Genomic DNA, 21280 nt, shown 5'->3' with positions numbered 1-21280 from the left:
TTATATAAAATCTCGAGTGAAGCATCTGTAGTGTATATACCATAAGTTATTCTGAAATATTCTTAGATATCAAGGCTTTGTAATATTTTCAGAGTAACTTTGCCCATTATAATTCTTTTTGAATTCTATACAATAGGTTTCATGGGATTGTATAATTTTTGGATTGACACCAATGAAGTTTCTACTAATGAAGAATATATACACCTTATCGCATGATTTTTAATGATATCAAATTAAATATTGATGTTAAAGACAGTACCTTTAATAACCTATATCCCGTACACATCAAAGAACTGGCAGGCCAGCACTGGACCCCAATTGCCGTAGCAAAAATGGCTGCTGAGTATCTTGCTGAAAAACCCAATAGTAAGATATTGGATATTGGCTCTGGTGTCGGAAAATTTTGTCTGGTGGGTGCCGCTTCTACAAAAGGAATGTTTTTTGGGGTCGAGCAAAGAGCATCTCTTACCAAAATATCAAAAAAAATTGCAGACAAACATAAAATTACGAATGTAGAATTTATACATTCCAATATCAATGAAATCTCTTTTTCCAACTACGATGCATTCTATTTTTTTAATTCTTTTTACGAAAATATAGATACATTATCTCTCATTGATAATACCATAGTTCCGGACAAAGATTTATATTTTGCTTATTCCGAGTATGTAAAAGAACAGCTCGACAAAACTCCTGCGGGCACACGTCTGGTAACGTATTGGAGCAAATGGGACGAAATTCCAAGCAGTTTCAACCTAATTGCAACAGACTGTAATGGATTATTAAACTTTTGGGAAAAATAGAGGTGGACTCTATAAAAAAGCATGAGAATGTTTTCATAAAAAAATACCCTGAATTTTTTCGGGTATTTTATGTAAAGTTATAGTTAATACTTTTTTTCATTGAATTAATTATCTGGAAACAGGACTCCTTTACTGTCTTTTTTCCAGGGAAATGAATAATAACCAAACCCTGATTTCTCTTGTTCTGAAAGTGTCTTACAGCATTCATTGATATAATCGTTTAGGGTCTTCTTATTATCCTTATTAGCTATAAGTGTTTGCAAGCTCAAAAGCCATGCTGCATGTACTCCTTGTTCTGCCGTATGCTTACTCAGATAAGTTGCAACCTGATCATCAATTTTATCAACGGGATAATTGTTTCTCCTGCTATCTTCCGGTGCCCGGCAGATATTAACCGGATTCCATATTACGATCGAAAAAAAGCCCCGCAGCTTCTCTTCAGGATCATTTTCATCAAAATCAAACATGGGAGTACGATCACTAATTTGCTTTCCATAATCATAAACAAGCTGTAACCATGGATAAGTATTCTTTTGTGCATTTATAAAATTCTTTACTGCATCTTCATCTGTACATTTCCCCATCTCCTTTATCAAGGGATCTACGATAAGATCAAGCATATTTTGAGGCACAATATGCCCTTGATGGTCCAGAATTCCATTTTCACCTGATGTAATGCTTACCTGCCTGTTGATAAAATTTGTCGGTCGCTTATTCACCAAATCAAAAGAGTGAAACCTGGGTGCTGCATTGTTGTAATAGATGGCATTATAACCATGTATCCTTTCATTACTTTTTTTCATAATCAATTTATTTTTTTAATATTTTGATAAATTTAGAAGAATAAGAAATGAAAAAACACCGTATTTCTAACTAAAAAATAAGATCCGTATTTTTTACTACAATGGCCAGTATAAAGATTAGCTCAGAAGAAAATCAATTTTTTAAACAATATTAAACGAACAACCTGTATCGCCATCATGATTTTTGATCTGGATTATTTAATTTTAATCATCTCACATTCCATTACTTCATCAGAAAAATTCGAACTAAGTCGTAAGAAGACCTTTTCATTCACAACTTTTAGGATTGTAGCCATTAATACGTCATCAGGAGTACTTCCTTCATGAGATTTGCCTTTTATGACTTTTCGGTTTTTTAATTGATACTGACAATCATTAATCCAGCTGATGTCATACCGTGCTTTATACCCCATTTTTTCGTTTGTTTCAATCTGGGATGTACTGTTTCTTTCAATGACTGTAATTCCATATTCGCCATTATCTACCTGAAATTTTCCAATGTGTGCGGATTTACATTTAAAATTCTGAGCATTTATTACTAAAGAAAACAATAAAAATGGAAGAAATATTTTGTTCATGAAAATTTTTTTATCTCATTATTAGCTTTTACTAATATAAAATTAATCTGTAAAATGAAGTATTTTTCACATGATCATATAGGGTCTTTAACCCCTATGATAACACACTTTTTAGTGTCTAAAACATTAATTTAAGTATTGATAAAAAAGATCACTTATTTTTGAATTATCGCTCAAATCCCTTATACAAAAGGATTTAACATAATAAAAAAGATCACACTTTGTTAGAGTTAGTATATTTTTTTATATACATTTGAAATCTAATCTTTAACATTTTAACCATGAAAAAAGAAAATCAAAATTCTAAAAAATCCCTAGAATCCTTAAAAGGTAAAAAATTGGGTGATTTAAAAACTGTTTATGCAGGATTACAAAACCAAGCTGTTCTAGATGCTGAAATGGCAAAATGTATTACCCTTATTTATAATGGTGGTACAGCTGATGATTCATCTTGGGATCGTAAGTAGTAACAAGCTAAAAATGGTCACCTCAAATGTATTGAGGTGACTTTTTTTGTCTTTTTTTGTAATCCATAGGGAAGGGTCTTTTCAAATAAACCCATCTCAATTCATCTCATTTACTTCCCCAATCGTTTTTCAAATTATTATAACATGATTTTAATTTTATCTACTCCCAATGATGATGATACGAATTGGGTAATGGAACATCTGTCTATTCTTGGTGAAAAGCACATAAGAATCAACGACTTAGATTTATTTACCGGAAAAACAAAAATGTATGTTGAATTACAGCCACACCCTAAACTGATTGTAGAGAATAATTTTTTTGGAAAAGTGGACATGTCAGAAGTCAAATGTGTTTGGTTTAGGAAATTCGGTTTCTTTAACAGGTATAAAGAAAATATAAAAACAGAAAAAAATATAGAACTATTAAATTATCTGGAATCAGAATATATATCAACATTAAATATCTTTTTTGAATTTTTAAAGGATAAAAAATGGCTTAATCATTATCAGAAGCTAGAGTCAATGACTAAAATAGGAACTTTAATGGCCGCACATGAAATAGGCATTAAAATTCCTAAAACGTATATAACGAACAATTCAGATAATTTAAACTACGACCAGCCTTATATCAGTAAATCGATCAATGAAGGATCGGTCATTGGAATTGATGATAAAGCTTTCTTTTTTTTCACCACTCAATTAAGCGAGAAAAAAATCAAAAGCTATAAAAATTTCTTTCCAAGTTTATTTCAGGAAATGATCAACAAAGAATATGAGCTTAGGATTTTCCATCTGAACGGAAAGAATTACAGTATGGCTATATTTTCTCAAAATGATGCTCAAACAAAAACAGATTACAGACAAGTCAACTACGAGAGTCCTAATAGATATGTGTCTTATAGTCTTCCTGATTCTGTAGATGAAAAAATATCTGCTTTGATGAAAAAAATAGGATTGAATACAGGTTCTGTAGACATGATAAAAGCCGATGACGGCGAATATTATTTTTTGGAAGTGAATCCTTCCGGTCAGTTTAGAATGACTTCATTGCCTTGTAATTATAATCTTCATTATGAAGTCGCTCATTGTCTCAAAACTATGAATACATGAAAAAAAGTTTAATAAAAGAATTAAAACATAAGAAGGAATTCTTTCCTGTTGTTTTTTCAAATATCTTTCCTTTTCCCAATACCAGAAAGGCAAGAAGAAATAATCTGAGTAGACAAATCACGACATCTATTCATCAATCAGAAATACACTGTTTAAGAATATACAAAGATGGGATCAATTTATATACAGAACAATAAAGACAAATATATTCACTTCTTTTCTTGTTGTATTTTGGTAAAAGGTTTTGAAAGAAGTACTATATATGATATCCAAAGAGAAACTATAGAATTCATACCCAATACCTTAATAGATTTTGTAGAAGATATCAGGGGAAGAAAAGTAAGTGATGTTTTGGAAGAATATCAAGGACATAAAACGGCAAAAGAATATTTGACTTTTTTAGAAAAGAAAGAATTTATTTTTTATTCCAGCAACTCATCTTTTCCCGATTTATTTGATATAAGCAACAATGAAGATACCTCCGAAATCCTTTTTACAACGGTTATATTATCACAACATATTTATGATAATATAGATACATTTTCGAAAAACATTCAACAACTAGGGGTTAAAAGGTTGCACCTTCATATTGATAATGATAATGGTATGGAACAATTAATGAAAGTATTATCATTTTTGGAATATTCCAGGGTATCTAATATATCACTGTCTTTTCCATACCAAAAAATAAATAAGAAAGTGTATGAAAATAAACGGATCACCTCTATTACCATATTTAATTCTCCAAAAAAACGATCTCTAAAAAATAATGATATTATTAAAAATTATATCACCTGTGATGATTCTAAATTATTTTTAACACGATTCAATCTGTACGATATCGCCATAGGTATTAATGCCTATAATGTGGCAAAAAATTATAATTTAGCATTGTTTAAGACTATATTTATTGATGGGAATGGAAATATAAAATATAATTTTTCAGATAAAAACAGCTACGGAAATATTTTGGATGATTTTGAAAAAATAAGAACAAACACTGTAAAAAAATTATCAAAATTATGGAATATTAAAAGAGAGGAAATTGAACCGTGTAATGTTTGTGAATTCAGGTTTTGCTGCACAACAGCTTATATTCCGGTGAAAGGTAAAACCGGATATACAGTGGACTGCAATTATAATCCTTACACCACAGAATTTAATTAAAAGATCAAAAATTAAATAATAAATCTCTATTTATTATGCATTATAAAGTTTTAAAAAGTTTAATACTCATCTTTTTGTCTTCTCATTTTTATGCCCAAAATTTTCGGATTGATTATCAACTTACTTATAAAGAAGATTCCTTAAGTTCCGAGACAACCCATAAAAATATGATCCTTTTTGTTCAGGGAGGTAAATCTAAATTTTTGGCTGAAAAACAACACCAAGTGGATTCACTTAGAAGTACAGGATCTAAAGAGCCGGCTATAGGAGATCATAGTTTTTCAGTGATTAATTATGAGGAAAATGTAAGTTTTAAATATTATTTTTTTATTAGTGATGTCTACAAAATAAAAGAATTGGTAAAACTAAATTGGGAGCTAAAATCCGAAACAAAAAAAATAGATACTTACTTATGTAGAAAAGCTATTGTAACATACAAAGGAAGGACTTGGGAGGCTTGGTACACTCAGGATGTGCCCATTCAGGCAGGGCCGTATATATTCAGAAATTTACCGGGATTAATTGTTCAGATGGAAGATTCTACTGGTTCTTATAAGTTTAGCCTATATTCAATAAAGAAAAGATCTGATACTTTAGATTTTGAGAATATGTATAAAGAAGCCCTTACTATTCCACAAAAGCAGTTACAAAAAGTATTTTTAGATTATTACAATGACCCTTTAAGAGAAATGAAATCACAAAATGTGCAAGCAAAATTTATAGATGAAAAAGGTAAAGAGGTAAAGCCTGATTTCAGGGAAATGACAAAAACAATCCAATCTCGTTTGAAACAATACAACAACCCAATAGAGGTATCGGAGGCTATAAAATATCCGAAATAATATAAGTTTAAAACTTTACAAACCAGACGACAAAGATTGATATACATAAGCATTGGTTTAAAAAACCGCTCTTTCTAGAGCGGTTTTTTTATGTTTTTACAGAAAACCTAGAGTCTGAAAATCAAAAGCACAGCACTGTAATTCAATATTTTACCTTGATATAGTAGGTTTTTAAATAAAACCAATAAAGCAACATTGTTGCATTAATAAATTTAATTATCTAGCTTTGCCGGATCATTAAAGTATATGCACATGAAAAAGACCGTTTATTTTTTGATGGGAAGCACGTTGATGTATTCCTCATCCATTCTGAAGGCGCAGAAACTCAGTTCTGGAAAAAAAACCGTAAAAGACATCGAATCTATCCAGATACAGGGGAAAACCAATTACAGTTCTGTAAACATTTCAAGAAAAAAGCTGGATTTTATTCAATCCAATACATTAGGAGAAACATTGAGTAAAATTCCCGGGATACAAAATTCGGGATATGGTCCCAATTCCGGAACTCCTGTGATCAGAAGTCTGAGTGGAAACCGGGTAAAAATACTGGAAAATGGAACGGCAGTGAATGATCTTTCCGGAATAAGCCCCGATTTTAATACGGATATAGAGATGAACAGTGTTCAAAACATTACTGTTTACAAGAATTCTGCATCAGTTTTATATGGGGGAAAGGCTATTGGAGGCGCTATTGATATTGAAACCGATTATATCGCCAGACAGTTACCGGATAAAAAGCTAAATGTAAGAGGACTTCTTGAGGGAGGAAGCAACAGTGGACAGAAACAGGCATTTTCAGCCCGGGGAATCATTGCTAAAAACTGGGTGTGGGCTGTAGGAGGAAGCAATCACAAACAGGATAGGGTCACAATTCCTGGAAAATCTAAAGACGACAGGTGTTATGATCCGGCATTGGTAGGTTTCAACAGTATTTTACAGTCACTATGTCAGATAGATGTGGATTCCAGAAGGGTATTGAACAAAAGTCTTTTCCCATTCATCAGTCAGTTTGCTAAAGATCATATGATAGACTATGAACTGTCAGAAGATGATCTTTATACCTTCAGTTCTACCTATTATAATCCTGTTGACGGTAAAAATTATCCCAATCCAAAAAATGACTTGTACGTTCCCGGCCAGGATCCGTCAAAAGACCGTTATAAAAGTGAAGTAAACGGAATCAGGGATTATGTAGAGACAAAAGACGGAGTAATCCCCAACAGTCATTCGGAAAGCAATTCATTTTATGTCGGAACAAGCTATATAGGGAAATCATTTTATGCAGGTGGAGCTTATCAAAACTCTTATTCCTATTTTGGAGTCCCGGGGTATGCAATGCCCAAAATCCCCACACATACTCATGGAAAGCCACAGCAAAAAATAGAGTACCTTCCCATCAATATAAGAAGTTTATCCCATAAAGCGATGTTTGAAACAGGTTACAGATTTACCCATTCCCCAATTTCCAGTATCAAGCTAAATTATATGGGAGTATTCTCCAAAAATGCAGAACTTCTTGACCGCTTCAGAGCCAATCAGTTTGCTGTGAACCAACACAATGGACGTTTGGAAATTGCACAGCAGAAATTAAAATTCCTGACCGGAACCACAGGTTTTGAAGTGCAATACAGAGATATGGAAGGAAGTGGGGCCCAGAGATATCTGCCCAATACTATAAGCCGGGAAATCGGAGTATTTACGATGCAACATCTTGATTTTAATATCATTCAACTGGATCTTGGCTATAGAAACGATCACGTACAACGCAGGGCAGAAGCAGATAATAAATATGTCAGAAGTCGTGGACTTTCCGGCGGAAAACTTAGTGATAGAGACTTTACCCTTCACCAATTCCATAGTGCTGCTCAATGGAATATCTTCAAAAAAGGCTATCTGAAAGTACAATACAATCATTCCGAAAGAGCTCCGGAAGTGAACGAACTGTACTCAGGAAACAATCATTTTGCTATTCTAACAGAAGAAAATGGTGATGACAGGCTGGATAAGGAAACCGCAAATACGGTTGAAATAGGAGGGGGCTTAAACCTAAAGAACTTCAGAGTATCAGCCAACTGGTACCATACGTCTTATAAAAATTACATTTATCTTGCCCACACGGGGCTTTCCAGGGAAGTTTTCCTTGTCAAAGAATGGCGTTCTGATGATACAGAAATCAACGGAATTGAAGCAGAAGCAGCTTATAAAGCAGATCTGGGGAAAATAGGGAAGTGGGAGATAGGTGGATATTATGATCTGGTGAGAAATATAAGTGTAGCCGACAGCTCGATAAGAAAATGGAGCGATGGGGATTATATGCCCAATATGCCTACAAGCCGTTTTGGGTTCAATCTGGAAGGCAATATACAGAACTTCAGCCTGAATCTAAGTTTAGATCATTATTTAAAACAAAAATATTTAGGGAAAAATATTAATCCTGAGCTTCCTATGCCAGCATTTTCATTACTGAATGTCCGTTTAGCATATAAAGACAGCAGTTTAGGTATCGGTGATCTGGAATATTATATTATAGGAAATAATCTACTGAATTCTGAGGCGAGGCTTCAAAACTCTCAATTAAAATTTCTAAGTCCGCTTCCTGGAATTAATATTTCAGTAGGGGTTAAAATCACAATATAAACCCTATTATTATACCTGAAAGAAGACATGCATTTTATACACATGTCTTCTTCTTATTATTGGTATTTCATTATTTCAAATCTTCTATATTGTTTATTAGATAACATTGTTCCCATTGTTTCATACCGATTTTAGGATAGTAACCCTCAGCTTTTGGTGCTGCTAATAGAATCAGTGTAGCTTGTGGAGTATGCTCTTTTGTCAACCGGATCAATTCTTTTCCAATTCCTTTCTTTTGGTAATTCTCATCAACTGCCAAATCTGAAAGATAAGTGCAAAATGCAAAATCAGTTAATGATCTAGATACTCCGATCAATTTTCCATTGTCACGTGCTGTTGCGATAAGGTTTGCATGTTGCAGCATTCCCATTATTCTTTCCGGTTCGTTTATCGGACGCCTTTCTCCTAATGTAGAATTTATCAGGACATGTGTAAATTCTTCTATTCCGATTTTTTCTTCAATTTGATAGGTAATCATTTTTTATCTTTTTTAATTATTATTATTTTAGAAAATATGGTCTGATGGAGCTTCCTGTCTTTCAGACATTCCATAATTTCGTATTACTGAAGCTACCCGTAATTTGTAATCTTCAAACACAGAGTTTCGTCCTGCCTGCTGTGCATTCCTGTGCGTGGTTCTGTTGCGCCATTCTTTTATACTTTCTTCATTTTCCCAAAAAGAGAGGGAGAGGATCTTTTTAGGATCCACAAGACTTTGAAATCGTTCGATGGAAATAAACCCGGGAATCTCTTCCAGCTCTGATCTTAGGGGCTTTGCTATATCTAAATATTCATCCTTTTTCCCTTCTTTAGGGACCACTTCAAATATTACGGTTATCATATTTTACTTTCAATTAAAAATTTATTTCTCAAAAACTATTTTGATTTACAGGACAAAATTATATTTAATTTGGACTACATTTGTACTCCAGATCGAACATATAAAGTAGTCCAGAATGTTTCCGTTTGAACATATCATCAGTATCGACAAAGAAAAAAAGCTTCCTGTCTACAGACAGATCGCGATATCTATTATTAATGCTATACAAAATGGAAATTTAAACACTGGAATGCCTCTTCCCAGCACCAGAGAACTCGCAAAAATACTGGGTGTACACCGCAAGACTGTGACAGCTGCGTATGAGGAGCTCAATGCCCAGGATTGGATATCAATTATTCCACGGAAACAAGTCAGGGTATCTGAACATATTCCCAATCTAAAACCACAAAAATGGAATGCTCAGGATTCATCTGTATCGTATGAAAATAATTTCAACCTTCCACTTCACACATCCAAGAAAGATCCGTCTCAGCAGGAACTCATTGCGGCTCCTGAAATACTTATTGATGATGGGCATCCTGATATTCGCCTTTCTCCTATAGATGAATTGTTGAAAATTTACCGCGGCTATACCTCGAAAAATTTTACAATTAAAAATGCAGTGGTCGGGATAAGTCAAGGGACATTAAAATTAAGAGAAGAGCTGTCCAGATACTTATCTGTGACAAGAGGATTGAATATTTCTGCTGATAATGTATTGATTACCCATGGTGCACAAATGAGTATTTATTTATCAGCTCAATTGCTTTTACAGGAAGGAGACACTATTATTTTAGGAAAACCAGGATATCCTATTGCCAACAGTGCATTTGAAAAGACAAAAGCCTCTGTTGTGGAAATTCCTGTAGATGAAAACGGATTAGACATCAATGCTCTCGAAAATATATGTAAAAGGAACAAGGTAGCAGCCTTATATATCATTCCTCATCATCATTATCCTACAACGGTAACATTGAGCGTGGAAAGAAGAATGAAGGTATTGGAGCTTTCAAACCGGTATTCGTTTGCAGTCATTGAGGATGATTACGATTATGATTATCATTATTCCTCCTCGCCTTATTTACCTTTGGCAAGTGGAGCCCATAAAGGGAACATCATCTATATTGGTTCCTTTTCAAAAATAATAGGTTCTTCCATTCGTATTGGCTTTATGGTGGCTCCTAAAAATTTTATCCAGGAGGCTCTCACTTTACGAAAAGTGATTGATATTGGTGGTGACGGATATATGCAAAATGCGTTGGCTGAACTGATTAGAAATGGAGATTTAGGAAGGCACCTGAAGAAAACAAAAAAATGTTACCATCAACGGAGAGATTATCTGAATACACTTTTGCATCATCATCTAAGACCTTACGCATCTTTTTCTTTACCAGATGGTGGTCTTTCAGTCTGGATACAATTAAAACATCCATACAACATTAATACATTGAAAATGAGTTCACAATTACAAATCAAACGAATCTGTGAGAAAGAAAATGCTTTTCGATTTGGCTTTGCTTCAATGAATGAGAAAGAGCTGGAGGAAGCTATTTTATTATTAAAGAAAATTCTCACCACAGAATAGGGAAGATCCTCTAAAAGAAAAGAGCATTTGATCGATTTTATCCAAAGGTTCTTAAAGAGTACAATCATCATTTCGGGTGGTTTTTACCAAGCTTATTTTTATAAAAATTAATCAAAAAAAAACTTAAAAAAAAGAGGTTATTTGTTTTAATACGACAAGTTCTGTCGCTGTGCGTCTCTATCTTTATAGTAGAAATAAGATAAAGAATCCCGGGAAATTTATTGTCTTAGTAAATCAAATTTTAACCTTAAAACTCTTTTTAAAGTATGTACAAAAAACAATTAATAATCATTTTTCTCTTTTTATTTTTCATTTCCTATGCGCAGACTGAATTTATTACTTTGTGGAAACCTAATGTAAATGGCACCATTGATAATTCAATAACTTTTGGCGGCACTGGAACAAGCTACACCATTAGCTGGGAAGAAGTAGGCTATCCTCAGCATAGTGGACTTATGAATTCTGTAACCTCTAACAGCAGCAGTCCGATTACGATTTCTTTTGGGACATCTTTAAATACAAATCCTCTCCAAGCCACCTATAAATTGAAAGTATCAAATGGCAGTGGATTATTTTATGGATTTAGAGCCAGCCCAGACTATATAAATCCTAATGCAAATCTTGAACTTACTGAAATTAGCCAATGGGGAGATATTATTTGGCTTCAGCAATTTAATACAGCATTTGCAGGTTGTCCAAATCTTAACGTAACAGCTTCAGATACCCCCAATCTGACACAAATAAACAATCTATCACAAATGTTCTTTAATTGTTCGTCTTTGGCTGGAAATAACTCATTTTCTAATTGGAATACAAGTACAATTACCAATATGAATGGCATGTTTAGCAGAGCAAAGCTTTTTAATCAAAATATCGGAACCTGGAATACAGCGAATGTAACAGATTTTAGTGGAATGTTTTCTTTTGCAGCTGCTTTTAATCAAAATATTTCTGGCTGGAATACAGCAGCTGGAACCAACTTCTCTGTAATGTTCAAGGATGCTGTAGCTTTTAATCAGCCATTAAATTCATGGAATACAAAAAATGCTACTAATCTTAGATATGTATTTTCTAATGCTGCAGCCTTTAACCAACCACTTAATAACTGGAATACAAGTAAAGTAACGAGTTTTGAGTATATGTTTGAAAATGCTGTATCATTCAATCAACCCATTGGAAACTGGGATGTAAGTAAGGTCAGTTCTTTTGCCGGATTTAATATGTTTAATGGTGCTTTACTTTTTGACCAGGATATTTCTACCTGGAATATCAAGCTTCAAAACTTTGCAGGGAATTCAATGTCTTTTGGATTTAAAAACTCAGGGTTATCATGTACGAATTACAGTAATTTTCTAATTGCTCTGAATAATAATCCTGCATGGGCAAACTCAACCATTACATCTGGAAACATTGATGCAACGGGACTCGTTTATTCTACACCACAAGCCATTATGGCAAGAGCTCAATTGGTTAATAAAGGTTTTACAATTATTGGAGATTCCTATAATTCCGGTTGTTTTTTATCAACAGTAGAAACTTCAAAAAAAATAACAACTCCGGCTTATCCCAATCCAACAACAGGAGTGATAACTGTGGAGTCTACTGAAAACGAAAATGTTTATGTATACGATATCACGGGTAAAATCATTAAAAATATGACTTTAAATAAAGGGAAAAATAGTATTGATCTTACTGGTTATCCATCAGGGAATTATCTGTTAAAAGGAAATCATATTTTCACTAAAATAATCAAGAAATAACAGATCAGCTGAAAGGCTACTTATAAAATCAGCTCCAAAGTCTACGGATTTTGGAGCTTTTTATGGGTAAAATCGAAAAAAACATTAGCATTATTACAAATTTTATCAGCACAATCCATAAATTTGAGTCCTAACTAATATGCCATGATAAGAAAGTATTTACTATTTCTTTTAATTTTCACTTCCGCAACGTCTTCATTGCTTGCCCAGAATTACGAAAGATATAAAATACTAAAAGACACCATAATAAAGTCAACAAGTCTGGGATTTGATAAAAAAATTTCTGTAATGGTTCCCATAGAATGGCAAAAGAAGTCTAAGAACAAATTCCCATTAATTATTGTATTCGATAAACAAAATAAAAGGAGTAATAATTATATCCTCAATACAATTGACTATTTAACGAGTAATGAACAAATTCCTTCCTCTATCATAATAAGTGTTGAATCGGAACAAAGATATCGCTATCTTGAAACACAGTACAAAATTTCTGACCCAAACGGACTTGCCCTTGAGAATGAAAAATTTATTTTTGAACAGTTAATTCCCCTTGCTGAAAGAGATTATAAAGCTTCTGCTTTTAGGTTGTTGATTGGTCATTCAAGATATGGATATTTCACAACATCTCTATTTAATTCAAGAATAGCTGATTTGAATGGAATTATTTCTATGAGCCCGTTTTTTACTCAGGAAAATGTTGACCTAACAGATTCAATAAGTCAATTAAATAAGCGTTCTTTTCCTATAAAAAAGTATTATCGCTATGGAATTGGAAACGATTATCCTGAAGACTTCGTTAAGATGGATTCAGTCACTAAGAATATTCACAATCCATTTTTAGATATAAAAGGGTATAGGTTTAAAAATGCAGATCATAATGCAACGCCAGGCTTACTTATTAATACAGCTCTTTATGAAATATTTGAAGAGTGGTCTGCAATTCAGGCAAAATATATTTCAAATAAACAAACAGACTTAAGTATTAAATCATCATTGGATAAAGAAATACAGTCCAATTACGGCGTAAAACTCAATTTTTCACTGGGTATTTTAAATGGAAAAGGTTGGTACTTTTATAATGAAAAACAATATGACAAAGCCATTCAAGCTTGGAAAATATTGACAGATTCTTATCCAAACTTTTCAGAGGCTTATTTAAATATTATAAAGGCTAAGATCCAATTAAAACAGGATTACTCTGAAACGATCAAAGAATTCACCAACTCATTAGCAACTTCTGAATTGTACAACGAAAAGGATAAGAAGGATTTAGAAATTGAATTGCGTAAAATAATTAAATAGAAGTTAGCTAAACTGAAGTACTATTTGAGTGATAATTGGTTATGATTAAAATTATAATAGATAAGAGGGCTAGCCAAATGAGAATGACGTCTTTTGAAAAATGAACACAATATTCAATTTAACATAATATAAATTATAGGACTTTTATTATTTTATTAAAATAGAGCATTAACCTACTCAGAATCCATTATTTTCCAAATTTTTCTTCCAGATATTCTTTAACGACTTCTAAGAACTCTTCTTTGGTCATATACTTATCCAGAAAAGTTTCCAGGTTTCCTTTATTTTCTATTTCCTCAAAATAATTTTCATGGTCTGTACTGTATACTGTTGGATTATTTTGGTCAGGATCTGTAAGGCATACAAAATAATGATCCGGATATCCGTACGAAAAAAATATACAGATAAATTCCATTTCTGTTCCTTGTACAGTTTCTCTGATTTCATTTTCCTCTACAAACCCATCTAGCTCGCCAAAATCTTTTGAATCTTCCCTAAACGGTAAAAACAACCAGTCTTTATAAAAATCCTGTCCATAAAACTGTTCATGATTTGAAAAATAATGCTCCAGCAAATCTTGATAAAAAGTGTCTTTATTGCTGATATACAAATTCTTGTTACTTTCGTAGAATTGGTCTATTCCATAAACATCCCATTCCTTATCGTATAAATAATTGCTGAATTTCAGACTCTTCCAGTTCTCTGCAAAGCTTTTTTCGGCGCTTACACCTTCTGTATTTCCGCCTAATACGTTCAGTTTTTCTATTATTTCAGTATACATTATGTTAAATTAATAATTTAAATCACTTAAAATCAACCTAATAAAATATTTCCTATAATCTTTTAGTTGATATTTTCCCTGCCTTCACCTCTAATATTATGTTAAATAGTTGCTATTATAAACCTTATAAAGTGGCTATTTCATGATCTATAAAAGTACAAAATCTTGTCACACGACAACTTTTATGATGATGAAACATAATACCTTTATCCTAATCCAAAAAAAAATAATATGAAACCTACAATGATCTGGTCCAATCTGGCTGTAGCCAACCTGGAACGTACGCACAAATTTTATACTGAATTAGGATTTAAACCGAACGGCCCGCATACTTCGGACCAACTGGTAAGCTTCTTTTTCGGGGAAAAGGATTTTATTATTCATTTCTTCTTAAAACATATCATAGAATCTAACCTGAAGCAGATACAATTCTGTGACACAGAGAAAGCAAACGAAATAGTTTTTACCCTATCAGCCGATACTAAAGATCAGGTAGATGCATGGGCCCAAGAAGTTGAAAAAGCTGGCGGAAAAATTATTTCAGAACCGGAAAGTTTTGGAGACCACTATTATGGTTTTGTTTTTGCCGATCCAGATGGTCATAAGTTTAATGTTTTTAATATGTAACCTGGAAAATATTTTCCCTATATTTGAACTTCAACAAATAAATATGAACCGCGCGAACTGTCTGCCTCCTCCGGCACCTTAATATTTTCAAATTAATTTGAAGCGTTCTTATGCCATTAAAAATATAATGGCCGGAATTATTATGCTTCAGATTCTGACAAAAAAATATTAATTCAAATCTTTACAGTTCATTCTCAATGAAAAAATCATATGTAGTATTACATCTGGCCGTGGTATTGGCTGGATTCACAGGTGTGTTCGGAAAATTAATCACCCTTAATGAAGGCTTACTGGTCTGGTACAGACTCCTCTTCTCCTCTATTATTTTATTCTTTATTTTAAAATTGCTGAGAATTCCTTATAGACTTTCTACACAGGAAAAAATCCGTATAATGAAAGCTGGGCTGCTTATCACTATGCACTGGCTTTTTTTCTACGCCAGCATCAAATACTCCAATATCTCAATCGGTGTAGTCTGCTATTGTCTCACCAGTTTTTTTACGGCTGTATTTAAACCTTTGATCGACAGAGAGAAATTTAAAATCTCAGAGTTGCTTCTCAGCACATTAACTTTGTTGGGGATCAGTCTGATCTTCCATTTCGATGCCTCTTACCAGCTGGGAATTATGCTAGGTGTTATTTCTTCTGCTTTAGGAGCGCTCTACACCATTTATAATAACCGTTTGGTAAGACACTTTGACACCAAGGTGATCAACTTTTACCAGATGATTGGCGGCACTTTAGGCCTCGGAGCACTTTTGCCCATATACCTCGTTATTTTCCCGGCAGATAGCATAGTACCTGACTTGAAAAACACGGCTTATTTGAGCATTTTGGCTCTTTTTTGTACAGTTGGGTTATATGTGGCTTTTGCAGAGGTTTTGAAGAAAATTCCAGCATTCACTGTGAACCTAACCTTCAATCTGGAACCTGTTTATGCCATTATTATAGCTTTTCTGTTTTTTGGAGAAAGCAAAGAAGTAGGATTTCCATTTTATATAGGATTGACGTTCATTATTGCTTCTGTAATTTTGCAGACACTTATTTCACTGAAGAAAGTAAAATAATACCTAAAGCTGTTAAACAGTTTTATTTAAACCATACCAAAAGATGACATCTTTTAAACCACAAATCGAAGATTCAACGAAGTTAAAAGTCACAAAAGTTTTGAACACTTAAGTTTATTAAGTTCCTGCTTTGCGTATATAAAGTACACTAAAGTTGTTTAAAAATCTTTGATTTTTCTCTTAGGTGAACTTACTATACAGGAGGATATTAAAACTTTCTAAAGTGTACTAAAGTGTTTTAAAATTACAATGTCTAGATTCTATTTTAGTCACAAAAGTTTTGAACACTTTAGTTATTTTAAGTTTCCTACTTTGTGTATATGAAGTACACCTAAGCTTTGAAAATCTTTGATTTTCTTCTAAAGTGAACTTATGGATAATACACATTCTAAAATGTACTAAAGTGTTTTAAAATAATACGATGTTTGGATTCTTTCGGAATGACAATCAAACCATGTCAAGGTTTTGAACCTTGACATGGTTTACAAATTTTCACTTTAATTACAACAGTTTCTGAACACTTAAGCTGTACTTTCCTGAGTGAGCTAAAGCATTTTAAAATAAACTTTAGAATGCTATTTATTCATTCCCAAACTGTTATACAGCTGTACCTGCCATATTCCCAGTACCTCTTTTAGCATCACAAATGTAAATGCTGCATTATAGCTGTTCGGAAATATCGTTATTTCGGTATCTATAAAATCTGATGCCTGTGGAATGGGTTTTAATCCAAAGGTCTGAAACAGAGAAACAGATCTCTTCATATGAAAACCGGAAGTCACCAGATACACACTGGAAGGGGCCATTTGCTTTACTATTTTGCTGGAATATTTTGCGTTTTCATAGGTATTCATACTTTTATCTTCCTTAATAATATCAGAATCTGGCACCCCCATCTTTTTAAAATTTTCACTGAATACTTCAGCTTCACTTGTATGCCCTCTTCCTTTTCCGGAAATTAATATTGTACAAGGTTGATTATTTTTCTTGTATTCATGATACAATTGATAAGCGGTGACAATTCTTGAATAAGACATGGTATGTAGTTTTTCTGTATTGTCAAAATTTACAACCCCGCCACCCAATACTACAATAACAGCGCTCTGAGAAGCTGTATTTTTAGCATTAGAAGTATTAACATAACTTTTCTGCAGATATCCGGAGGTTAGCTTACCTAAGAAACCATTTCCTATAAAGATAATCATCAAAACGGCCCATATACAGATTCCTATCCTTAGATTTTTACGCTTATTTTTTCTTTTCAACAGGGTTATAATAACTACCGCAAGAAATATTAAGAAATAAGGTTCTGTAAAAAGCTGAAAAACACGGAATAAAAGGTCTAGTAAAAATTTCATCTATGATAATATTGATTAATGTTTAGAAACATTGGATGTACAAAGATAAGGGTAATTTCGTGAGTGCTACCATTGTCAATATATTTCAATAGCCTGTTTAAAGTAATTTCACTTTTAATTTAATAATTTTATAAGATTAGAATATTGAGTACAATGGATTATCAAACCTTCCCACCACAACCGGATCTGGCTTCTATCATAAAATGCTACTGGACTCTGGACAGCCCCAGAGAAGCTGTTCCGCAGGTACAAATCATTGTTCCGGATGGCTGCATGGAAATGATCATTCATTATGGTGATCTTTATAATCAATATATTGATGGAAAACCTGTTCTACAACCCAGAAGCTGTGTTTTTGGACAGTTGACTGAACCCTTGAAAATAGAGCCCACAGGTATTACCGGTATTTTCTCTGTTCGTTTTCATCATGATGGATTCATTCCATTTGCCACAATTCCTATTAAAGAAATGGATGACCAGGCTATTCCGCTGGAAAAACTCTTTGGAATACAGGGAGCTGAATTGGAAGAAAATGTATTGAAAGCTACAACAGTACAGGAAAAAATAAACATTGTAGAAACGTTTCTACTAGAAAGACTTAATACAGAAACCATTGACAGAATTGTACAATCTACTGTAGATTTACTTTTGAATGTCGATGGAAAAATATCAGTCAATGAACTTTCAAAACAAACAAATATTAATAGAAGACAACTGGAACGTAAGTTTTCTTCAGCCATTGGATTGAGTCCGAAACAGCTTTCAAAAACCATTCGGCTTCAAACGACAATCAAACATCTTCTGAATAAAGAATATGCCAGTCTTACAGCGCTCGCCTACGAATCTGAATATTACGACCAGGCCCATTTTATCAAAGATTTCAAGGAATTTACAGGGTTTACCCCCAAAGAATTTTACGGAGATACCCTGCAGATGTCTCTTTTATTCTACAGAGAAGATTCCTGATGTCGCATTTTTACAATTTTAAAGCACCTTTTATTTTGAACTTTGCTGAAATAAAATAATTAGGCAATGAAAACAAAATTAATCCTTGCAATAATCGGTCTATCCATTGCAACCAGCTGGACACAACAACAACAAAGTGAAATTAAAAAAATTGAATGGCTTCTCGGCACCTGGGAAACCAAAACCTCCAAAGGAAGCCTCTACGAAACCTGGACCCGGAAAAGTGACACTGAACTTCAGGCAAAAAGCTATTATCTGAAACAAAAAGACACCATCCTTTTTGAATCTGTACGCTTGGTAGAAAAAGATAAAAAACTGCATTACATAGTATCTGTCAAAGGTCAGCATAATGAACAGCCTGTTGATTTTGTCTCAACTTCTATGTCTAAGCCCAACTCACTTATATTTGAGAATCAAGAAAATGACTTTCCCCAAAGAATTACTTACAAAAAGATCCGCAAAGATTCTTTATTTGCTGAAATCTCCGGGATGATGAACGGAAAAATGGCCAGACAGGCATTCCCTATGAATAAGATACAGTAAATAGTGTCCTTTTTATCTTGCTTATCATAACCAGGGGTTTTCATTTATAAAGCTATACAACGTATTGACAGCAACAGACAATTGAAAATAATTTCATCTAATTTATCTTTTTGTTTATACAAAATTATTTATACATTTGCAGTCATTAAACAACACACTCTTTAGTGTGTTAATAAAAAACCAATACCTACCCCAGTGAAAAAGCAGAAAAGTTTCGCCGTTTTTATGGCTGTAATCCATATATTTTTGGACAGACATTTTTGTAGACAAAACAACAAAAACTCCTCCTTACATCTTAAGAGGCGAATGCAATCTTAAGCAGATAAAAAACAGATACTTGTATAATAAAAATTTAAACCATTAAGAATAGATAAGCAATTAAGAATATCTACAGACATTCTTGAAACATACGCTTAACTCAAGTTTATTTGAGTCTTAACTTCACTTAAAATCTTAAGAATCCTTAATGGTAAAAAATAATTTCACGCGAATCAGGATGATATCGCAGATGATTATATTCTAAAAAACGGTGTAATCCAAAATCTACGAGAGATCAATCTCTGCTCCATCAGGCAAATTTACGTACCCATCCTTAGCTCACTGAAAGAAAGAAAATCATATTTTTAAAAATTTACATTTAAATTAAAAAATAACAATTATTATTGATTAATTAGCTTACATATTATTAAAAGATTATAAACAAATTTGATTTCAAAATTAATATTGTCTCAATGCAATATGGTTTAAAAAAAAATACATTTGTCTTGTAACTTTAATACAATCAATGATATGTCAACAGTTCTTAAAACATTTGTAGCTTATCTTAAAAGACCTGCTCTTTATCCTGAACTGGGCAGAAAAATTATTAAAAATACAATAAACAGAAGAAGCCCGTTCAAAGGAAAAGCAAAAACAAATACCTGGGCTGCCTCCATAGCAGTATCTCAAAAAGAAGCGGTTTCCAGGCTTTTCTCTATGGATACTGATCATTTCAGAGAAGTATATGCTGATACTCTGGAAAAAGCAAACTTAAAAGAAAAAGAATGCCCTATTACAATGGGCGGCCCTGGTGCCCTGGAGCTTATTTATTATGCTTGTGAATTTACCAAAGCACAAAATGTTCTTGAAACAGGAGTGGCTTATGGATGGTCTTCTTTAGCCATACTACTTTCAATTAAAAAAAGAAATGGCACGCTATATAGCTCAGATATGCCTTATCTTGCTCAGGATGGTGATCGCTATGTAGGTTATATTGTTCCTGAAAGCCTCAAAAAGTTTTGGAAGTTATTTCGTTTTGCAGATAGAGAATCTTTGCCTAAAATCTTTAAAAAAGTATCCTTTTTTGATGTTTTCCACTATGATTCTGACAAAAGTTACTATGGAAGAATGTGGGCTTATCATCAAATCTATAAAAGATTGAAATCTGGTGCAGTATTTATCAGTGATGATATTGGCGACAATTCTGCCTATCAGGATTTTTGTAATAAGAAAAAGATTAAGACTTCTGTAGTACAATACAGTGGAAAATATATCGGAATTTTTATAAAATAAATAAAATCTGCGCAAAATTAACCATATTCAAATTCTTAAACCATTAAGAACAGATGAAGTTGTTAAGAATAATTAAGAGAATATCTGAAGATATTCATAAAGCAGAATGCTTCATTCAAATTTATTTGAACCTTAACTTTACTTAAAACCTTAAGAACCCTTAATGGTTTAGAAAAAATCTCTCGCGGATCAGGCAGATACCGCAGATTCTTATGTTTACTCTATCTGCGCAATCTCCTAAATCTGCGAGAGATTATCATCCGCTTCTTAGGCAAGTTCACTTGTCCATCCTTAGCCTATTTAAAAATATAAAAGCCTTTATCTTAAAGCTTTGCGTTTAAAAATTCTAATAAAATATTTGAACCATTAAGAATAGATAAGTTGTTAAGAATAATTAAGAGAAGATCTAAAGATATTCAAGAAGCATAACGCTTAACTCAAATTTATTTGAGTCTTAACTTCACTTAAAACCTTAAGTACCCTTAATGGTTAAAAAAAATCTCTCGCTGATCA

20 protein-coding genes are annotated in these 21280 nt (G+C 33.0%); 14 read left to right on the top strand and 6 right to left on the bottom strand.

Annotated elements, in window-relative coordinates; genetic code table 11:
• Window positions 1–212: 212 nt before the first annotated feature.
• Window positions 213–803: a methyltransferase domain-containing protein gene (locus C1634_RS14405; protein ID WP_103235576.1), complete on the top strand. Its 591-nt coding sequence runs from the start codon at window positions 213–215 to the stop codon at window positions 801–803.
• Between the two features lie 104 nt (window positions 804–907).
• Here the strand turns inward: C1634_RS14405 and C1634_RS14400 are convergent, their stop codons facing one another.
• Both C1634_RS14400 and C1634_RS14395 read right to left on the bottom strand, forming a co-directional pair.
• Complete coding sequence (locus C1634_RS14400; RefSeq protein ID WP_103235577.1) at window positions 908–1606, bottom strand: hypothetical protein; 699 nt, start codon at window positions 1604–1606, stop codon at window positions 908–910.
• Window positions 1607–1800: 194 nt separating this feature from the next.
• Window positions 1801–2184: a hypothetical protein gene (locus C1634_RS14395; protein WP_103235578.1), complete on the bottom strand. Its 384-nt coding sequence runs from the start codon at window positions 2182–2184 to the stop codon at window positions 1801–1803.
• 281 nt (window positions 2185–2465) lie between these two features.
• Here C1634_RS14395 and C1634_RS14390 point away from each other — a divergent pair, with 281 nt between their 5' ends.
• The 5 genes from C1634_RS14390 (at window position 2466) to C1634_RS14365 (ending at window position 8407) form a co-directional block, all read left to right on the top strand.
• On the top strand, window positions 2466–2651 hold the full coding sequence (locus C1634_RS14390; protein WP_103235646.1) for a hypothetical protein: 186 nt from the start codon (window positions 2466–2468) through the stop codon (window positions 2649–2651).
• 144 nt (window positions 2652–2795) lie between these two features.
• The gene (gene gwsG / locus C1634_RS14385; protein WP_109738656.1) at window positions 2796–3761 is read left to right on the top strand and encodes a grasp-with-spasm system ATP-grasp peptide maturase; all 966 of its coding nucleotides are present in this window, start codon (window positions 2796–2798) and stop codon (window positions 3759–3761) included.
• 231 nt (window positions 3762–3992) lie between these two features.
• Complete coding sequence (locus C1634_RS14375; protein WP_123921461.1) at window positions 3993–4928, top strand: hypothetical protein; 936 nt, start codon at window positions 3993–3995, stop codon at window positions 4926–4928.
• A 35-nt stretch (window positions 4929–4963) separates the two neighbouring features.
• The gene (locus tag C1634_RS14370; protein WP_109738653.1) at window positions 4964–5770 is read left to right on the top strand and encodes a GLPGLI family protein; all 807 of its coding nucleotides are present in this window, start codon (window positions 4964–4966) and stop codon (window positions 5768–5770) included.
• A gap of 252 nt (window positions 5771–6022) precedes the next feature.
• Entirely contained in the window at window positions 6023–8407 is a 2385-nt protein-coding gene (locus C1634_RS14365; RefSeq protein WP_103234797.1) for a TonB-dependent receptor, read from the top strand.
• Window positions 8408–8477: 70 nt separating this feature from the next.
• Here C1634_RS14365 and C1634_RS14360 read toward each other — a convergent pair whose 3' ends face one another.
• Window positions 8478–8885, bottom strand: coding sequence for a GNAT family N-acetyltransferase (locus C1634_RS14360; RefSeq protein ID WP_103234796.1), 408 nt, complete (start codon window positions 8883–8885; stop codon window positions 8478–8480).
• 27 nt (window positions 8886–8912) lie between these two features.
• Window positions 8913–9248: an antibiotic biosynthesis monooxygenase family protein gene (locus C1634_RS14355; RefSeq protein ID WP_103234795.1), complete on the bottom strand. Its 336-nt coding sequence runs from the start codon at window positions 9246–9248 to the stop codon at window positions 8913–8915.
• A 115-nt stretch (window positions 9249–9363) separates the two neighbouring features.
• Between C1634_RS14355 and pdxR the strand changes: the two genes are divergently transcribed.
• From pdxR to C1634_RS14340, 3 genes are all read left to right on the top strand, one after another.
• Entirely contained in the window at window positions 9364–10812 is a 1449-nt protein-coding gene (gene pdxR, locus C1634_RS14350; RefSeq protein WP_109738652.1) for a MocR-like pyridoxine biosynthesis transcription factor PdxR, read from the top strand.
• Window positions 10813–11078: 266 nt separating this feature from the next.
• Complete coding sequence (locus C1634_RS14345; RefSeq protein ID WP_109738651.1) at window positions 11079–12572, top strand: BspA family leucine-rich repeat surface protein; 1494 nt, start codon at window positions 11079–11081, stop codon at window positions 12570–12572.
• A gap of 144 nt (window positions 12573–12716) precedes the next feature.
• On the top strand, window positions 12717–13874 hold the full coding sequence (locus tag C1634_RS14340; RefSeq protein ID WP_109738650.1) for an alpha/beta hydrolase-fold protein: 1158 nt from the start codon (window positions 12717–12719) through the stop codon (window positions 13872–13874).
• A gap of 187 nt (window positions 13875–14061) precedes the next feature.
• Here the strand turns inward: C1634_RS14340 and C1634_RS14335 are convergent, their stop codons facing one another.
• Entirely contained in the window at window positions 14062–14655 is a 594-nt protein-coding gene (locus C1634_RS14335) for a hypothetical protein (RefSeq protein WP_103235240.1), read from the bottom strand.
• Between the two features lie 231 nt (window positions 14656–14886).
• On the opposite strand from C1634_RS14335, the gene C1634_RS14330 reads away from it, so the two are divergent.
• Both C1634_RS14330 and C1634_RS14325 read left to right on the top strand, forming a co-directional pair.
• A complete protein-coding gene (locus C1634_RS14330; protein ID WP_103235239.1) occupies window positions 14887–15282 on the top strand; it encodes a VOC family protein in 396 nt (131 codons plus the stop codon).
• Window positions 15283–15479: 197 nt separating this feature from the next.
• Complete coding sequence (locus tag C1634_RS14325; protein WP_109738649.1) at window positions 15480–16349, top strand: DMT family transporter; 870 nt, start codon at window positions 15480–15482, stop codon at window positions 16347–16349.
• Window positions 16350–16924: 575 nt separating this feature from the next.
• On the opposite strand, the gene C1634_RS14320 is transcribed toward C1634_RS14325, so the two are convergent.
• The gene (locus tag C1634_RS14320) at window positions 16925–17707 is read right to left on the bottom strand and encodes a YdcF family protein (RefSeq protein ID WP_103232819.1); all 783 of its coding nucleotides are present in this window, start codon (window positions 17705–17707) and stop codon (window positions 16925–16927) included.
• A gap of 153 nt (window positions 17708–17860) precedes the next feature.
• Here C1634_RS14320 and C1634_RS14315 point away from each other — a divergent pair, with 153 nt between their 5' ends.
• The 3 genes from C1634_RS14315 (at window position 17861) to C1634_RS14305 (ending at window position 20767) form a co-directional block, all read left to right on the top strand.
• On the top strand, window positions 17861–18673 hold the full coding sequence (locus C1634_RS14315; protein ID WP_103232820.1) for a helix-turn-helix domain-containing protein: 813 nt from the start codon (window positions 17861–17863) through the stop codon (window positions 18671–18673).
• 66 nt (window positions 18674–18739) lie between these two features.
• Window positions 18740–19216, top strand: coding sequence for a DUF6265 family protein (locus tag C1634_RS14310; protein WP_109738648.1), 477 nt, complete (start codon window positions 18740–18742; stop codon window positions 19214–19216).
• Window positions 19217–20005: 789 nt separating this feature from the next.
• Window positions 20006–20767 carry an O-methyltransferase gene (locus C1634_RS14305; RefSeq protein WP_103232822.1) on the top strand — a complete coding sequence of 254 codons (762 nt, stop codon included), beginning with the start codon at window positions 20006–20008 and terminating at the stop codon, window positions 20765–20767.
• The last annotated feature ends 513 nt before the right edge of the window (window positions 20768–21280 follow it).

Origin of the sequence: Chryseobacterium viscerum (assembly GCF_002899945.2) — a bacterium.
GTDB classification, from domain to species: Bacteria; Bacteroidota; Bacteroidia; order Flavobacteriales; family Weeksellaceae; genus Chryseobacterium; species Chryseobacterium viscerum.
This window is presented reverse-complemented; position numbering and strand designations above follow the sequence as displayed.

What these genes read in the sequence shown, in the direction of transcription:
- C1634_RS14390 (WP_103235646.1), top strand. Translation starts at nt 2,466, where the DNA reads ATGAAAAAAGAAAATCAAAATTCTAAAAAATCCCTAGAATCCTTAAAA.
- C1634_RS14310 (WP_109738648.1), top strand. Translation starts at nt 18,740, where the DNA reads ATGAAAACAAAATTAATCCTTGCAATAATCGGTCTATCCATTGCAACC.
- C1634_RS14305 (WP_103232822.1), top strand. Translation starts at nt 20,006, where the DNA reads ATGTCAACAGTTCTTAAAACATTTGTAGCTTATCTTAAAAGACCTGCT.
- C1634_RS14355 (WP_103234795.1), bottom strand. Translation starts at nt 9,248, where the DNA reads ATGATAACCGTAATATTTGAAGTGGTCCCTAAAGAAGGGAAAAAGGAT.
- C1634_RS14360 (WP_103234796.1), bottom strand. Translation starts at nt 8,885, where the DNA reads ATGATTACCTATCAAATTGAAGAAAAAATCGGAATAGAAGAATTTACA.
- C1634_RS14325 (WP_109738649.1), top strand. Translation starts at nt 15,480, where the DNA reads ATGAAAAAATCATATGTAGTATTACATCTGGCCGTGGTATTGGCTGGA.
- pdxR (WP_109738652.1), top strand. Translation starts at nt 9,364, where the DNA reads ATGTTTCCGTTTGAACATATCATCAGTATCGACAAAGAAAAAAAGCTT.
- C1634_RS14345 (WP_109738651.1), top strand. Translation starts at nt 11,079, where the DNA reads ATGTACAAAAAACAATTAATAATCATTTTTCTCTTTTTATTTTTCATT.
- C1634_RS14405 (WP_103235576.1), top strand. Translation starts at nt 213, where the DNA reads ATGATTTTTAATGATATCAAATTAAATATTGATGTTAAAGACAGTACC.
- C1634_RS14335 (WP_103235240.1), bottom strand. Translation starts at nt 14,655, where the DNA reads ATGTATACTGAAATAATAGAAAAACTGAACGTATTAGGCGGAAATACA.
- C1634_RS14370 (WP_109738653.1), top strand. Translation starts at nt 4,964, where the DNA reads ATGCATTATAAAGTTTTAAAAAGTTTAATACTCATCTTTTTGTCTTCT.
- C1634_RS14320 (WP_103232819.1), bottom strand. Translation starts at nt 17,707, where the DNA reads ATGAAATTTTTACTAGACCTTTTATTCCGTGTTTTTCAGCTTTTTACA.
- C1634_RS14340 (WP_109738650.1), top strand. Translation starts at nt 12,717, where the DNA reads ATGATAAGAAAGTATTTACTATTTCTTTTAATTTTCACTTCCGCAACG.
- C1634_RS14365 (WP_103234797.1), top strand. Translation starts at nt 6,023, where the DNA reads ATGAAAAAGACCGTTTATTTTTTGATGGGAAGCACGTTGATGTATTCC.
- gwsG (WP_109738656.1), top strand. Translation starts at nt 2,796, where the DNA reads ATGATTTTAATTTTATCTACTCCCAATGATGATGATACGAATTGGGTA.
- C1634_RS14315 (WP_103232820.1), top strand. Translation starts at nt 17,861, where the DNA reads ATGGATTATCAAACCTTCCCACCACAACCGGATCTGGCTTCTATCATA.
- C1634_RS14330 (WP_103235239.1), top strand. Translation starts at nt 14,887, where the DNA reads ATGAAACCTACAATGATCTGGTCCAATCTGGCTGTAGCCAACCTGGAA.
- C1634_RS14395 (WP_103235578.1), bottom strand. Translation starts at nt 2,184, where the DNA reads ATGAACAAAATATTTCTTCCATTTTTATTGTTTTCTTTAGTAATAAAT.
- C1634_RS14400 (WP_103235577.1), bottom strand. Translation starts at nt 1,606, where the DNA reads ATGAAAAAAAGTAATGAAAGGATACATGGTTATAATGCCATCTATTAC.